The 14,581-nt window shown below is 34.1% G+C and carries 16 protein-coding genes; 4 read left to right on the forward strand and 12 right to left on the reverse strand.

What is annotated here, in order from left to right:
- Positions 1–39: 39 nt before the first annotated feature.
- The 6 genes from BM371_RS04380 to BM371_RS04405 all read right to left on the reverse strand — a co-directional run bounded on the left by BM371_RS04380 (position 40) and on the right by BM371_RS04405 (position 3,824).
- The gene (locus BM371_RS04380; protein ID WP_034676264.1) at positions 40–633 is read right to left on the reverse strand and encodes a Crp/Fnr family transcriptional regulator; all 594 of its coding nucleotides are present in this window, start codon (positions 631–633) and stop codon (positions 40–42) included.
- Positions 630–1,013, reverse strand: coding sequence for a bacillithiol system redox-active protein YtxJ (gene ytxJ, locus BM371_RS04385; RefSeq protein ID WP_034676266.1), 384 nt, complete (start codon positions 1,011–1,013; stop codon positions 630–632). Before ytxJ ends, BM371_RS04380 begins: the two co-directional genes overlap by 4 nt.
- Entirely contained in the window at positions 1,010–1,465 is a 456-nt protein-coding gene (locus BM371_RS04390; RefSeq protein WP_074958538.1) for a DUF1569 domain-containing protein, read from the reverse strand. The genes ytxJ and BM371_RS04390 overlap by 4 nt, the downstream gene beginning before the upstream one ends.
- Positions 1,462–2,001: a YfiT family bacillithiol transferase gene (locus BM371_RS04395; RefSeq protein WP_034676267.1), complete on the reverse strand. Its 540-nt coding sequence runs from the start codon at positions 1,999–2,001 to the stop codon at positions 1,462–1,464. The genes BM371_RS04390 and BM371_RS04395 overlap by 4 nt, the downstream gene beginning before the upstream one ends.
- Positions 1,958–2,581, reverse strand: a complete 624-nt coding sequence (locus BM371_RS04400; RefSeq protein WP_034676270.1) for a hypothetical protein — start codon at positions 2,579–2,581, stop codon at positions 1,958–1,960. The genes BM371_RS04395 and BM371_RS04400 overlap by 44 nt, the downstream gene beginning before the upstream one ends.
- A 100-nt stretch (positions 2,582–2,681) precedes the next feature.
- Positions 2,682–3,824: a DEAD/DEAH box helicase gene (locus BM371_RS04405; protein WP_034676272.1), complete on the reverse strand. Its 1,143-nt coding sequence runs from the start codon at positions 3,822–3,824 to the stop codon at positions 2,682–2,684.
- A 172-nt stretch (positions 3,825–3,996) separates the two neighbouring features.
- Between BM371_RS04405 and pncA the strand changes: the two genes are divergently transcribed.
- Complete coding sequence (gene pncA, locus BM371_RS04410; protein WP_034677361.1) at positions 3,997–4,602, forward strand: bifunctional nicotinamidase/pyrazinamidase; 606 nt, start codon at positions 3,997–3,999, stop codon at positions 4,600–4,602.
- A 221-nt stretch (positions 4,603–4,823) separates the two neighbouring features.
- On the opposite strand, the gene BM371_RS04415 is transcribed toward pncA, so the two are convergent.
- Complete coding sequence (locus BM371_RS04415) at positions 4,824–5,966, reverse strand: pseudouridine synthase (RefSeq protein WP_228376735.1); 1,143 nt, start codon at positions 5,964–5,966, stop codon at positions 4,824–4,826.
- Positions 5,967–6,068: 102 nt separating this feature from the next.
- On the opposite strand from BM371_RS04415, the gene aroB reads away from it, so the two are divergent.
- From aroB to BM371_RS04430, 3 genes are all read left to right on the forward strand, one after another.
- The gene (gene aroB, locus BM371_RS04420; protein WP_034676274.1) at positions 6,069–7,115 is read left to right on the forward strand and encodes a 3-dehydroquinate synthase; all 1,047 of its coding nucleotides are present in this window, start codon (positions 6,069–6,071) and stop codon (positions 7,113–7,115) included.
- A 260-nt stretch (positions 7,116–7,375) separates the two neighbouring features.
- Entirely contained in the window at positions 7,376–8,017 is a 642-nt protein-coding gene (locus tag BM371_RS04425; protein WP_034676276.1) for a porin family protein, read from the forward strand.
- A 153-nt stretch (positions 8,018–8,170) separates the two neighbouring features.
- Complete coding sequence (locus BM371_RS04430; RefSeq protein WP_034676278.1) at positions 8,171–8,749, forward strand: porin family protein; 579 nt, start codon at positions 8,171–8,173, stop codon at positions 8,747–8,749.
- Positions 8,750–8,821: 72 nt separating this feature from the next.
- Here the strand turns inward: BM371_RS04430 and purF are convergent, their stop codons facing one another.
- The 5 genes from purF to BM371_RS04455 form a co-directional block, all read right to left on the reverse strand.
- Entirely contained in the window at positions 8,822–10,321 is a 1,500-nt protein-coding gene (gene purF / locus BM371_RS04435; protein WP_034676280.1) for an amidophosphoribosyltransferase, read from the reverse strand.
- 107 nt (positions 10,322–10,428) lie between these two features.
- Positions 10,429–11,151, reverse strand: coding sequence for a phosphoribosylaminoimidazolesuccinocarboxamide synthase (gene purC, locus BM371_RS04440; protein WP_034676282.1), 723 nt, complete (start codon positions 11,149–11,151; stop codon positions 10,429–10,431).
- Positions 11,152–11,219: 68 nt separating this feature from the next.
- Positions 11,220–11,915, reverse strand: a complete 696-nt coding sequence (locus BM371_RS04445) for a DUF3307 domain-containing protein (RefSeq protein ID WP_034676285.1) — start codon at positions 11,913–11,915, stop codon at positions 11,220–11,222.
- Position 11,916: 1 nt separating this feature from the next.
- On the reverse strand, positions 11,917–12,522 hold the full coding sequence (locus tag BM371_RS04450; protein ID WP_034676287.1) for a SatD family protein: 606 nt from the start codon (positions 12,520–12,522) through the stop codon (positions 11,917–11,919).
- Between the two features lie 155 nt (positions 12,523–12,677).
- Positions 12,678–14,543, reverse strand: a complete 1,866-nt coding sequence (locus tag BM371_RS04455) for an endonuclease (protein WP_034676289.1) — start codon at positions 14,541–14,543, stop codon at positions 12,678–12,680.
- Positions 14,544–14,581: the final 38 nt, after the last annotated feature.

The raw sequence follows: 14,581 nt of genomic DNA on the forward strand, positions 1-14,581 counted from the left end.
TGTTTGGCGTGGTGATTTTATTATTTAAAAAAAATAAAATTACTTGTCAGTAACGAAATTCTTTTTTGCCAGTTCTTTTCTTACACGGCTTAAGCTTTCAGGAGTAATCCCAAGATACGAAGCGATCATCCACTGTGGAACTCTCAGCAAAAGATCCGGGTACATTTTGATGAATTTCAGATAACGCTCTTCCGCAGTTTCTCCCAATAAAGAATTGATTCTGTCCTGCAAACTCTTCACATGCTTCTGAATGATAAGGTCATTTCTCTCTATACTGTTCGGAAATTCTTCCAAAAGCTTGTTGAAAAAATCAGGCTGCAGAAACAAAACTTCAGAATCTTCTACCGCCTCAATAAAATAGTTTGATTTTTCATTGAAATATAGACTGCTTCGGTCACCGATCAGCCAATTTTCCGGGGCAAACTGTATGATGTGTTCTTTACCGTTTTTGTCGATCGAGTACATTCTCAGAAGTCCTTTTTCTACAAAAAAAGTGTTTCGGCAAACTTCTCCGTGTTGCAAAAGAAATTCGTGCTTTGCAATTTTTTTAGATTCGTACTGCAAAGTACACATGTTCAGCTTATCGGCAGGAACTTCAAAAACTTTGGCTAAATAATTCTGAATATTTGTCATACGGTAATTTGGCTTAAAGATATATCCTGATGTGATGCGTTATTGATAGCTTTTCCGTTTTCAATAACAATAAGTTGCGGACTTTCGTGACGAATCCCGAAATCTTCAGCAATTTTATTCGAAATCGGTCTGAAAGCCAACAGATCCAAAAAGTAAAAGCTGCTTTTAAGATCTTCTGAGTTTTCTATCTCTTTCTCAAAATTTTTCAAAACTGTTTTACTGATGAAACAACTTGTAGAATGCTTGAAAATAGCAACCTTGGTTTCATACGATTCTTTGATTGCTTTTTCTAAATCTTCTTCAGATTTTATCGTTTTCCAGAAAGATTTTGTATCTCCCTGTTCCTGTTTTCCACCAAATATTTTATCTAAAAAACTCATGCATTAAATTGTTTTAAATGATGATCAAGATGTTTATACTCCAAAAATCCCCAATCTTTTTCTTCCATTTTCCCGAAAAGCACATGTCTGTCCGGAAATTGCTTCTTTCTGAATGCTTCCTGATAATCATCAAGAGTTTTTAGAAGTTTAAATTTTTCCTGTTCGAAATCACATTCAAAATTAACGATTACTTTCCGAAAACCTGGCATGTTGTGCGGAATTCCGTTATTGAAAATCTGCATTTCTTTTTTTGTGCATATTCCGATGGCTCTTAAGATAAAATTAATCTCGGGTAACTCGATCTTTTTCAAAGGAATCTGAAGAATAAGGTTACAATGATGGAGCATTTGTGCCGCATTCATCCTCCCCCATTTCCGCTCGGAATTTTCGGAAAGACTGGCAATTCTTTTTTTTATTTCGTTAAAATCATTTTCGTTATGAAGACTTTTCACGGCCAGTTTTTTTCAGTCTTTAGATTTTCAATATGTGCAAAGTGATGATTGCAGTGCCAAACATAATGGGCAAGATAGGTTCTCAGATCGTAGTTTTTATTTTGCTCAGGATGATGAAAAGTTCTTTCAAACTGTTTGTTGGTCATCGATTTTAACAAATGAGCCCACCTTTGATGAGTTCCTTTAATCATTCTCATCGCCGGTTTTATCGGCATATTTACGCTGTCCTGAAGTTCAGCCCATTTTGCTTCATCATAAGGTTTTATAGAAGGGTTTTCTTCAGTAAGGGCCAATTTTAAACGCATCAGACTGTTAATATGACTATCTGCAATGTGATTAATCAGCTGTCTCACCGTCCAACCGCCTTCTCGGTATTGAGTATCTAATTGTTCGTCATTAAAATTTTCAATTAAATTTTTTAGTTTATCCGGAAAATTTTTGATGACTTTTATATATTCATTCAGTTTGATGTCACAGATATCTTCAGGAACTTCAAACCGGCCGATCGGATACTTCTTTTGCTCTAAGTTGTTCATTTTTAATTATGCAGTTTAATATTTCATTTAGAATTACAGCGTCTTTATCTTTTAAATAATTCATCATTTTATTAGTGTATTGATCTTTTGTTGAACAGAGAACCAAATAATGATGATAATTTTTTACAGCTAAATCAGAATACAATATTTCCTTCTTATCAAATTGTATGCAATTGTTTTTGAAAAGAATTCCGGCAAGTGAAAAATTTTGATTGTTGTTAAATTGGTCTATATAAATGTTAAGAATATCATTAAAATAATATGCCCACAAAGCATCAACAATATCACAGAACAACTGATGCTTTTCTTCTAATTTCCTTTTGTAGAATAACTTGAAAAATATTTTAAGCTCTTTTCCTGCTTTTGTTCGGATAAAAATTTGATATTCTCTGCCAATATAAAATTCTAAACCTTTGATGAAGTGAACTCCATAACGTATTCCTGCAATTTCTTCTTTAGGAATAACGGTAAAAAGATCTTGGTTATGATCTTTATTTTCAAATTTTAGAAAGTTTTCATCAATGATTAACTGACGTTTTCTGGTATCAAAAAGACCTCTTATAATGGTAAATTCTTTCATAAGTTAGATCAGCCTGAAAGTTTTATCTGAATTTTTAATTATTAGTTTAAATAAATATTTAAAAAAAATCTGTAAAATCTGCTCAATCAGCGAGAAAAAATTAATAACCATGCAAATTAATATCCTCCGTTCTCTGTAAAGTTACTTTTTTTCCCATTTTCTTTTGAATCACTCTGAAATGCTGCAATTCTTCATCGGTAAGAATAGAAATCGCCGTTCCTGTTTCTCCTGCACGACCCGTTCTACCGATACGGTGAACATAATCCAAAGGTGAGCGTGGCAATTCGTAATTGATGACACATGGTAAGGATTCGATGTGAATTCCGCGACCAATCAAATCAGTTGCTACTAAAATCTGAGCGCCATTAACTTTAAATTCTTCCAAATTATTTCTGCGTGCACCCTGAGATTTCTGACTGTGAATCGCAACTGCCTTTATTTTATTTTTCTTTAATTTTTCAACTAAATTATCCGCAGATCTCGTAGAAGAAACAAAAATCAAAGCTTTTTCAACTTTCTTTTCTTTAATTAAATATCTTAAAAACGGACCTTTATTTTCGGGAGCAACATGATATGCCAATTGTTCGATATGATCAATTTCAACTTCCTCTTTTTTGATTTCAATGATAACCGGGTCGATTGATAACCGTTCTTTTATCTCAGAAACTTTATCATTCAAAGTAGCAGAAAATAGAGTAACTTGTTTTGCAACAGGCATCATTGCGAAAAGTTTGTTCATCTCCTCACCGAATCCAAGCTGAAACATTTTATCTGCTTCATCAATAACCAGATGCTGAATGGTAGAAATGCTTACGGCATTGTGATCAATCAGATCCAGCAATCTTCCCGGCGTTGCGATCAATACTTCTACACCAAACATCCCTTTCATCTGCGGGTTTATTGAAACACCTCCATAAACAGCCATTGTACGGATTTCACGGTTCAGATTATCGGTAAAAGCTTTAAAAACTTCATCAATCTGAATGGCAAGCTCTCGTGTAGGAACCAATATTAAAACCTGAACTTTCCGATCTTTTTTAACCTCGGTTTTTTGTAATTTGTCTAAAATAGGCATTACGAAACAAGCCGTTTTTCCTGAGCCGGTCTGTGCAATTCCCATCAGGTTTTTACCGTGTAAAATAACCGGAACAGCCTGCTCCTGAATCGGAAAAGGCTTTAAATAACCCAATTTTTTGACAGAACGAATAATATTGCTTGATAATCCTAATGATTCAAATGACATATGAAATTTATTTATTACAAAGATAAACTATTGAAGAACTGCTTTTGCAGATTTAAGTACTTTTCACAACACAATTTATTTTTAAAATGCCGTTTTGTCCGATAATTCTGTTTTGGATAAATTTTTGAGTAATAATTTTTATAAATTTATCAAAAATTCGATCATCTTAGATATGAAAAAAGCATTAATAATAGTCGATGTACAGAATGATTTCTGTGAAGGCGGAGCGCTTGCCGTTCCCGGAGCGAATGAAATTATTCCTTATATCAACCTTCTGATGGAAGAGAATGATTACGAGCAGATTGTTCTTACACAGGATTGGCATCCGGCAAATCATAAAAGTTTCGCAAGCAATAACGGTAGAAAAGTTGGGGAAAGTATTATTTTAAATGGTGTTCCGCAGTTTATGTGGCCCGATCACTGTATTGAAGGAACTTTCGGTGCAGAATTTCATAAAGATCTGAATCGTGATAAAGTAACACATATTGTCCAAAAAGGAAAAAATACGGAGATTGATGCATACAGCGGTTTTCAGGATAATAATCATTTTATGAAAACCGGATTGGATGATTTTCTGAAATATCACGAAATTCAATTGGTTGAAATTGTCGGTTTAGCTTTAGATTACTGTGTAAAATTCACTTGTCTTGATGCGGTTGCCAATGGCTTTATTACGTGTCTGCATTTCAACGGAACACGTGCTGTGAACGTAAAACCTGATAATGGTAAAGATGCTATTTTTGAAATGTTACAGAAAGGAGTAACGGTTTTGGGGTAAAAATTAAAACACGAATTTTTTCACAAATTACATAAATTTCAATCTTGTAATTAACATTCGTCTGTCATTCTGAATGGAACGAACTGAAATGAAGAATCTCTCTAACAATAAATATAGATTCTTCCTTCGTCCAGAATGACAAACTTTCAAAATAAAAAAGACGTTGATTTTTTCAACGTCTTTGTATTTTATTTATCGAAATCCGAAATCTCGTATTCCGATTAAAGCATTTTAAGATTGTTCACCTCCTGCTCCGATAAGATTCTCCAGTGACCTCTTTTGATGTTTTTCTTCGTTAATCCTGCAAACATTACTCTGTCAAGCGCTTCAACTTCATATCCTAATCTCTGGAAAATTCTTCTGATCACACGATTCCAGCCGATGTGAATCTCAATTCCCACTTCATTTCTAGGTTTTCCTTCGATGAAAGAAATCTGATCTACAACGGCAACACCTTCATCCAGACGAATTCCTTCAGCAATAAGCTTCATGTCTTCATTGGTTAGTTTTTTATCTAACGTTACATGATAAATTTTCTTTGCATCAAAAGAAGGATGCGTTAATTTCTTTGTCATGTGACCGTCATTTGTTAATAAAATAACTCCGGTTGTAGAACGATCAAGTCTTCCTACAGGAAAAACTCTATACGGTGAAGCATTAGCAACCAAATCCATTACGGTTTTTCTTGCTTTGTCGTCTTTTGTAGTAGAAATATATCCTTTTGGTTTATTTAAAAGAACATATACTGGTTTTTCCGGAGTGATGTTCTGTCCGTCAAAAACCACTTTATCGGTTTTCTGAACCTGATAACCCATTTCAGTTACCACTTTTCCGTTTACTTCTACCAAGCCTTGAGTAATCAGTTCATCAGCTTCTCTTCTGCTGCAAATTCCTGAGTTGGCGATGTATTTATTTAGACGGATGGTGTCTTTATGAATATCTTTATCAATTTTGTTCAGTCTTCTTTTCTGAACAAACGATTTATTTTTATCTTCTCTGTTGTCAGTTCCCGGTCTTTTACCGTATTTTAAGCTACCTCTTTCGTATTTATCTCTGGTATCAAAACTACCGGGTCTGCTGCTGCCCCTTTTTGGTGCTGATTTACTGAAAGCCTTTCTCTCTTCACCCGAAGTGGTGATAAAAGGTTCTTGTTCAGTTTTCCCAAATTTTTTATCCATTCGGTCCTGGTAACTCGTGCCATTACTTCTTTTGGAATCAGAATTTCTTTCTCCTGCTTTAGGAAAAGATTTTTTGAAAGGTTTTGACCCGGAATTTCCGGATCTTGAAGCGCGAGAATCATCAGAATTATTTCTTGTTGAACTTCTTGGTTTCTTTGGTCTTCCTGAATTATTGTCTCTGCTCATGCTAAATATTTGTGCAAAGATAGTCAATTTAGTAACGAGTTAAAAATTAAGAATCATAACTTTGTAGCATAGTATATCTTTAATTAATAAAAAAATCATACGATGATTACCATATTAGACGAAAATTTTTCGCAGCTTAATCAATTCATGACCGGAAAATCATTCAGCAAAGTTTTTATTTTGGTGGATGAAAATACGCATGAATATTGCCTTCCCACACTTCTTGGAAATTTAGAGACTGACATCGCTTTTGAAATTCTTGAAATTGAAGCTGGTGAAGAGATGAAAAATATTCAGACTGCCAATCAGCTTTGGGAAATTCTTACAGAAATGCAGGCAGACCGAAAAGCTTTGATCATCAATCTTGGAGGTGGTGTCATTACAGATATGGGAGGGTTCGTTGCTTCTACTTATAAAAGAGGAATTCAGTTTATCAATATTCCTACAACTTTGCTTTCGATGTGTGACGCGTCAATCGGTGGGAAAACGGGAATTGATCTAATGCATTATAAAAATATGGTGGGAACTTTTTCTTTTCCCGAACAAATCTTTGTGCATACAGGATTTTTAAACACACTTCCTGGCAAAGAATTAAAAAGCGGTTTTGCTGAAATGCTGAAGCATGGTTTGATTGCCGATAAAAAACATTGGGAAGATTTAATTCATTTGCAGCATTTAGATCCGGTCGGAATTGAACCTTTCATTCCGCAATCAATGGAAATAAAGCAGGAAATTGTAAATGCAGATTTCCATGAGAAGGATGTAAGAAAAACACTGAATTTCGGGCATACCATTGGTCATGCGATTGAAAGCTTATGTCTTCAAAGCGAAAATCTTATTCTGCATGGAGAAGCAGTTGCTTTGGGAATGATTTGCGAAGCTCACCTTTCTTATCTTGAGGGTTTAATATGTAAAGAAGATTCTGAAATGATTACAGAAAATATAGCGAGATATTTTTGTTATATTGATATTACAGGTTTTGCTGAAGACAAGATTTTTGATCTATTATTAAACGATAAGAAAAATACAGATGCAAAAATCAATTTTTCGTTGCTTTCCGGAATCGGTTCTTGTGTCTTTGATCATCAGTGTTCTACAGAAAATATTCAAAAATCAATTGATTTCTATAAAAAAATTAGCGGATTTTAGATTTTCAACTAAATTTTTAAACCGGTTTTTAATAAATATTATATTCATAACATAATATTAGAATTCTGTTTAATTGTTTGATTTTTAAAATATTACAAAATGTTCTTCATCCACAGAAGGGCATTTTTTATTTGTGTGAAATAGATAAAAATAGTTTTGGCAAGCAATTTGAAAGATTCGATTCGTCAAACTCAAAAAAGTTTGGTAGTAAAATTTAAAATTAGAAAAATTAGAATTAGTAAATATTAAAAATTTAAGTTATGAAAAAGTTAATTTTAGGAATAGCAGTATTGTCAACTTCATTGGCATTTGCGCAGACTACACAACCTACTCCATCGTCAACATCACCAGTAAGATTTGGGATTAAGGCAGGGATGAACGTTTCTTCATTGTCAGATGATGAAACTTTAGAAGATCAGGGCTCTAAAATCGGTTTTAACGCAGGTGTATTTGCAAATATTCCTGTTGCAGAATCTTTCAGCATTCAGCCGGAGGTTTTATATTCTCAGTACGGAGACAAGTATGACTATGTAGTAGCAGGTAACAGATATTCTTACGCAAACCATTTAGACTATATCACAGTTCCGGTAATGTTCCAATATAACTTTATTCCAAATTTATATGTTGAGGCAGGTCCTGAGTTTGGGTTTATGGTAAGCGCAAAAAACAAAGCTAAGAATGAAACCAATAACGATGTATTGGCAGAATCTGGAAATTATAAAGATAATTTCAACACATTTAATGTTGGTATCGGTTTAGGGGCAGGTTATTATTTCACAGATAACATCGGTTTAACAGCAAGATATGTAGCAGGTGTTACAGATATTGCGAAAGATAGACCTAATGGGTCTGATGCTATCAGAAATAATACTTTCCAAGTTGGTTTAGCATTTAAGTTCTAAGAAAACAATCTTAATTTCAAATAAAAAAATGTCAGATTCATTACAGAATCTGGCATTTTTATTTAATTACCATTAAAATTAATATAAATTGGCAAGGTTTTTGATTTGAATTGCGGTAGTTTTTCAATAATAAACAAATTAAAAACAAAAGCTATGAAAAAACTATTTTTAGGACTTGCTATCGCTGCAAGTTCATTATCATTTGCTCAAGAAAAAGCTAAAGAATCTTCTTCAGCGGTAACTTTCGGAATAAAAGCCGGATTAAATGTAGCTTCAATTAATGATGATGCATTCAAAGCAAAAGCTGGAATTTACGGTGGTGTTTTTGCAAACATTCCTGTTGCAAGCTCATTCAGTGTTCAGCCTGAACTTTTGTATAATGGGATGGGTGCTAAATTTGAGGGATTGTCTGATGTAAGATTAAATCTAGACTATATTTCTGTACCTGTAATGCTTCAGTATAACCTTTTACCTGAGTTGTACGTAGAAGCTGGTCCACAGTTCAGTTTTGCAATCAACAAAAAAGTTAAAGGTGATGCAGGTTCTGCAGATGTAGATGATCTTTTTAAAGGTTTTGACTTAGGAATAGGTCTTGGTGCAGGTTATTACTTTGATCAGAAATTTGGTCTTACGGCTAGATTTGTTGCCGGAGTTACCGATATTGCTGAAAATAATCCTGGTGACGCAATCAGAAATAATCTTTTCCAGGTTGGTGTTGCTTATAAATTCTAAGATAATTTAAAACTAAAAAAAAAGGTCAGATTTCATTTGAAATCTGACCTTTTTCATTTTATAATTAAAATTTTAATTAAATAATTCCACTTCCTCTCCTTTTCCTACAGGATATTCTTCTGTAAAGCATCCGAAGCAGTGGTTGGATGAACCTAAAATTACTTTTAAGTTTTCTGTGCTTAAAAATTCTAAAGAATCAACTCCTAAATAGTCTCTAAGCTCTTCTGTCGTCATATTTGCAGAAATCAAATCATCTTTTGAAGGGGTGTCAATTCCTAAATAACAAGGCGCGATAATTGGCGGAGAAACACTTCTGAAGTGAATTTCCTTAACTCCTGCATCTTTCAGGATTTTAACCAACCTTTTCGAAGTTGTTCCACGAACGATAGAATCGTCGATGATTACTACTCTTTTGTCTTTAATTTCGGAAATAATCGGATTCAGTTTTAAGTTCACTACTCTTTCTCTCATTTCCTGAGTCGGGACGATGAAACTTCTTCCGATGTATCTGTTTTTAATCAAAACCGGACGGAAAGGTATTCCCGAAGCTTTGGAAAAACCAATTGCAGCAGGAACTCCGGAATCCGGAACTCCAATTACCACATCAGCTTCCACAGGAGCCTGTTCCCAGATTTTTTCTCCCGATTTTTCTCTGATTTCGTAAACGTTGATATTTTCTAATGTAGAGTCGGGTCTTGCAAAATAAATGTATTCAAAAGAACAGATTCTCTGCTTTCCTTTTTCTTCATTTACCATGTATGAGTTTAATTTTCCAGGTTCGTTTTCATTGGTATAAATGATTTCTCCCGGTAAAATATCACGAACATATTGAGCTCCAACAGCGTCTAAAGCTACAGATTCTGAAGCTACAACGTAAGAATTTTCGTTGATTGCTCCCAAAACCAAAGGTCTGATCCCGTTGAAATCTCTGAATGCGAAGAATTTATTTCTTGTCATCCCTACAACAGAATAGGCTCCTTCAATTTTCTCCATTGTTGCTTTGATAGCGCCACGAAGTCCCAAATCAAGATTTTTCTGGATTAATCTCAAAATAACCTCAGAATCGGAAGTCGCTCTGAAAACTACACCTTCAGCTTCCAGTTCGTGTTTCAATTCTTTTGCATTGGTAAGGTTACCGTTATGCGCAATAGAAAGGATAATCTGGTCATATTCGTTTTTTGCGAAAAATGGCTGAAAATTATATTTCTTTTTGTCTCCTGCAGTCGTATAACGAGTGTGTCCGATTGCAGAATTTCCCATAAAAGTTTCAGGATCCTGGATCTCTTTATAAACATCCAAAACCAACCCTTCATCTTTCATATTGGTAATTTTTCCGTCCTTTAAAACAGAAATACCACAAGCTTCCTGACCTCTGTGCTGAAGTGCAAAAAGCCCGAACTGTGAAAGAGAAAACGTATCAAGATCGTTGTCAGAATACATTCCGAAGATTCCGCACTCCTCGTTCGGAGCATCCAGTCTTTCTTCTTCCTGCGTTCTGAAAAGATTTCTTCCGTAGGTTTGAGTTTCAAACTGTTTTAAATATTCACTTTTATGAATGTCTAAACTTTTCATTTCTATTTTTTCTAATCTAGATTTTATTTTGATAGATTTATAAATTAGATGAAAAATTAAATATTATGTTAAATAAGAAAACTTAACATCTAATTTTATCTAAAATCTTATTTGCCTAAAGCTACTTTCAACCTATTGTAGATCTCAACATATGCTTCAGTTACTTCTCCTAAGTCTCTTCTGAATCTGTCTTTATCTAGCTTCTTCATGGTATCTTTATCCCAAAGTCTGCAAGTATCTGGAGAAATTTCGTCTGCCAAGATGATCTCACCGTCAGCAGTTTTTCCCAATTCGATTTTGAAATCAACCAGGATGATGTTCATTTTGTCGAAAAGATCAATAAGGATTTCGTTGATGTCTGAAGTTAATTCATACATTTCGTCAAGCTCTTCATACGTTGCAGCTCCTAAGAAAACAGCGTGGTGATCGTTGATAAGCGGATCTCCCAACTCGTCTTTTTTGTAGCAGATATCGAAGATGGTAACAGGAGATTTAATTCCTTCCTCAACTCCTAATCTCTGAGCCATGCTTCCTGCAGAATAGTTTCTCACGACCATTTCCAAAGGAATAATTGATACTTTCTTTACCAATTGCTCTCTTTCGTCTAATTGTTTGATGAAATGAGTTTTAATCCCTTTTTCATTTAAATATTCGAAGATTAAAGTAGTGATGGCATTATTCATCTCTCCTTTCAAATCTACAGAACCTCTTTTCTGAGCATTAAATGCTGTAGCATCGTCTTTAAAACGTACTACTACTTCATTAGGATTTTCGGTAGCAAATACTTGTTTTGCTTTACCTTCGTACAACATTTCTAGCTTTTGACTCATAATTTTTACTTTTTACTTTAGAAAACCTCGAAATTCAAAGTTTTCGGTTATAGTTAGATTTATTACTTTTATTTAATTAAAATTCCTGTTAAAACAGCGATTCCGAAACTTAATAATGTCCCGATTAATACATATTCCGTCAGTTTTCTCTGTTTTGCCTGTGCTAAATCGCTGAATCTGAAAACGGATTTTGCTGCTACCATAAAACCTACACCTTCCCAATGATCGACCACAATAAAAGTGAAGACCAATAATCGTTCTAAAATTCCGATATATTTTCCTGCGCTCGATAGAGATTCGGTTTGTACACTGCCCTCTTCTTCTGCTACCGGAGTCCATGATGATAATAATATTTTGATGAAAATTGAAGCCGGTGTCGTTAAAAACAAAGTTCCCATTATAATTTTCAAAAACTCCTGATTTTTTAAAAATTCAAAATCAAATTCATTAAAGCAAAGGGAGACTATACCAATAACTGTCACATGAAGTGCCTGATCAATGAAAAACCATCTTTTTTTAGTAAGATTATTTTGAAAACTCAATTTACATACATCAATTATAAAATGAGAAACCCCGACCAAAATAGCAACCCACCAAAGTTTTATATCCCAAAGAAAAATGAAGCTTAAGGCTGTATGAATCAGAACGTGATAATACAAATAAGGACTTTTCAGTTTATGATTTTCCTTATCTGCAACCCAAGAATTTGGCTGAAGAATAAAATCTCCGAGTAGATGTGCCAATATGAGTTGAATAAAAATCATCCTACAATTCTGAAATTTTCTTTCTAAAATATTGATTGGTTTCTACGATAAGCTCGTAGTTTGCACGTTTCAGTCTCTGGCTGATTGAGGACTGTGAAATAGCGAATTTCTTTGCGAGATCTTCCTGTGTAATATCTTGATTCATAATCATTTCGTGAATTATTTCGGAAGTTGCCATTGTCCAGTTATCAAAATCTTTTGAAGCCCATTTTAATAGCATATTTAAATCTCTGTCAACAGAATCGTTGGATGTCTTAATAGATACAGTGTGTCCGTCGCTTTTCAGATCATTCAACAATCTTCCTGAATTGACATAAGCTGAACCGTTGGATTCTGTGATTTTTTCAGAAGAAAAATTTTCCTCACCAATACCGATTGCAATTCTTACATCTAAATTTTCCTGACTTTTTATAAGAGATTTTATGGCTAAGAAATGCCAGAAAACATCGTCAATACTGCATTTTAGCTGAAACTCGTCTCCTCTGTAGATTTCCCATATTTGAGGAGCGCTTCCCCATTTTTCGAGAAGATTTTTAAGTTTGTTGATCCAAACTTCTGTTTCCGCATGCTGTGAATTTATAATATCACCGGTAATGACCGCTATCATTTTGCAAATATAATGATAATTACTTATAAACAAAAAATATAAGTAAAATTGATTATAACTATTAAATATTAGCTTTTGGGCTTATAAATTTTAGATTATTACATAAAAAACTCCGCTCATTTGAACGAAGTTTTAGTTGTATTATTTTACTATTCTTATTTTTTAATAAACGGATAAACTTTTTCATCAAGCTTTAATAAATAAGAACCTGTTTTTAAATTTTGAACAGAAATATCTTTCTTATTCTTAAACGGAACTTTTTCTGTATAAATCAATTGTCCTGAGAAATCTAAAATCTGAGCAGTCTGAATATTTTCAGTTTTTCCGCTTACAAAAATGTTTTCGTTAACAGGGTTCGGATAAATTTTAAATTGTTTTTCTGCCAATAATTCAATATCTGAGGTTGATAGTGTTCCTAAATTCTGGCAATAATTGCTTGCATAAGAATCCCATTCATTGATGTCGAAAGTTGTTGCAGGTTGATTAATTGTTGCTTTTCTATATAAAGACACATTTCCTAAAACAGAAGAGTTATTTTGAGATGTAGCTCCAATGGCATCAACTGTTGTCGATTTGTATCTCAATTCCAGATATTGACTTCCTGAAAAAGTCATTTGCGGAGCTGCAGTAACAAATTTTGCCTGATTAATGGTGAAACAAGAAAAATTGGCGTCAGGATTTAAAATCACAAAAGTTTCATTGTTCTGAACAATTCCTTCCAACTCAAAAGGTGCAGGGAAATAATAATTTGTTCCGCTCGGAAACTGAATTGATAGTCTGTAATCATTTAAATTAACAGCATGACCTGTTTTATTGGTAATTTCTATGGCTTTATTATTTGCTGTGCCTTCAAGATATTTTGTAACCATTATGTCTTTAGCATAAATATCTGTTGCTAAAGTTGTTGATGATATTGTATTGCTGTCTCCCGAAAGTAAATATCCGTTATCATAAGCTTTTACAGTGTAAGTGTAAGAGGTAGAAGGCGTTAAATGATCTGTACTGAAGGAATTGCCTTTTGATGTACCAATTAAAGTTCCGTTTTGATAGATTTTATATCCGATTACGTCTGTGCTTGTGCTTGGTGTCCAGCTTAAAGTAGTGAAGTAAGCACTGTTTTGAGTGACCGATAAGTTGCTTGGATTTGAAGGAACTGTAGTATCCGGCGTTTGCCCCCAAATTGCATTTACCCAGGTTGGATTATCAATAAACGGATTTCTGTTTTTCTGTAAGTTGTAAACTGCATTGTTCCTGTCGATTTCTTTTTGAGAAACAGGGTCCTGATTATGCCATTGAACAAGCATCGCAATATAATTCGGATCATAAGCTCTCTCCTCTGTTCCGTCTAAAGGATTGGTGTCGGAAGCAGGATTTGCATTGTTGTTATAATTAAAAGTCCCCAACTTTCCTTCATATCTTACGGCGAAATACAATAAACTTCTCGCTACATCACCTTTGAATTCATTGATTGGTTCATACACACGACCCGTGTAAACGTAGTTAGGAATCGCACTATTTGATATTTTAGAAGAGTTTGTGAAAGTGTAATAATTTGTTGTACCTGCAATTCCGTACGGATAATTACTTCTCAGCTGATTGATTCTTGCATCGGTTGGAACTACATAAAACAAATCAGAATACATCGGATAATTGCTGTAAAATGTACTTTGAGGCATCATATGCTCTCTGTTCCATCCTAAACCTTCAGCGTTTGCAGAGCCGATAATATCAGCCGTGGTATATTCGTACGCATCAGGGCCGTTCGGAATTTCAGAATAGATATCTAATAAAACAGTAGTGTTGCTTGATCCGTAATCATAATATTTATCCAGATCGGTCTGATTATAGTAATTGGTAAGATCACCGTAATGCCAGTTGATGTTCTTTGTAGAAATAATATCGTGAAGCTTTGTTTTTAACGCATATCCTGTCAATCCCGATGTTCCGTCATAATATCCGGCAGGAACTTGTGCAGACATAAATGTTGCTAAAAAAAGTACAGGAAGTAAAAGTTTTTTCATTCAGCTAAAAATTGGGGGACTAAATTAGTAAATAAATA

This window comes from Chryseobacterium formosense (genome assembly GCF_900116415.1).
Classification (GTDB): domain Bacteria; phylum Bacteroidota; class Bacteroidia; order Flavobacteriales; family Weeksellaceae; genus Chryseobacterium; species Chryseobacterium formosense.

Excerpts from the sequence above, each read along its gene's own strand:
- BM371_RS04380 (WP_034676264.1), bottom strand. The coding sequence starts at position 633 with ATGACAAATATTCAGAATTATTTAGCCAAAGTTTTTGAAGTTCCTGCC.
- BM371_RS04405 (WP_034676272.1), bottom strand. The coding sequence starts at position 3,824 with ATGTCATTTGAATCATTAGGATTATCAAGCAATATTATTCGTTCTGTC.
- BM371_RS04395 (WP_034676267.1), bottom strand. The coding sequence starts at position 2,001 with ATGAACAACTTAGAGCAAAAGAAGTATCCGATCGGCCGGTTTGAAGTT.
- purC (WP_034676282.1), bottom strand. The coding sequence starts at position 11,151 with ATGAGTCAAAAGCTAGAAATGTTGTACGAAGGTAAAGCAAAACAAGTA.
- BM371_RS04450 (WP_034676287.1), bottom strand. The coding sequence starts at position 12,522 with ATGATAGCGGTCATTACCGGTGATATTATAAATTCACAGCATGCGGAA.
- purF (WP_034676280.1), bottom strand. The coding sequence starts at position 10,321 with ATGAAAAGTTTAGACATTCATAAAAGTGAATATTTAAAACAGTTTGAA.
- BM371_RS04415 (WP_228376735.1), bottom strand. The coding sequence starts at position 5,966 with ATGAGCAGAGACAATAATTCAGGAAGACCAAAGAAACCAAGAAGTTCA.
- ytxJ (WP_034676266.1), bottom strand. The coding sequence starts at position 1,013 with ATGAGTTTTTTAGATAAAATATTTGGTGGAAAACAGGAACAGGGAGAT.
- BM371_RS04445 (WP_034676285.1), bottom strand. The coding sequence starts at position 11,915 with ATGATTTTTATTCAACTCATATTGGCACATCTACTCGGAGATTTTATT.
- BM371_RS04400 (WP_034676270.1), bottom strand. The coding sequence starts at position 2,581 with ATGAAAGAATTTACCATTATAAGAGGTCTTTTTGATACCAGAAAACGT.
- aroB (WP_034676274.1), top strand. The coding sequence starts at position 6,069 with ATGATTACCATATTAGACGAAAATTTTTCGCAGCTTAATCAATTCATG.
- BM371_RS04425 (WP_034676276.1), top strand. The coding sequence starts at position 7,376 with ATGAAAAAGTTAATTTTAGGAATAGCAGTATTGTCAACTTCATTGGCA.
- BM371_RS04430 (WP_034676278.1), top strand. The coding sequence starts at position 8,171 with ATGAAAAAACTATTTTTAGGACTTGCTATCGCTGCAAGTTCATTATCA.
- pncA (WP_034677361.1), top strand. The coding sequence starts at position 3,997 with ATGAAAAAAGCATTAATAATAGTCGATGTACAGAATGATTTCTGTGAA.
- BM371_RS04455 (WP_034676289.1), bottom strand. The coding sequence starts at position 14,543 with ATGAAAAAACTTTTACTTCCTGTACTTTTTTTAGCAACATTTATGTCT.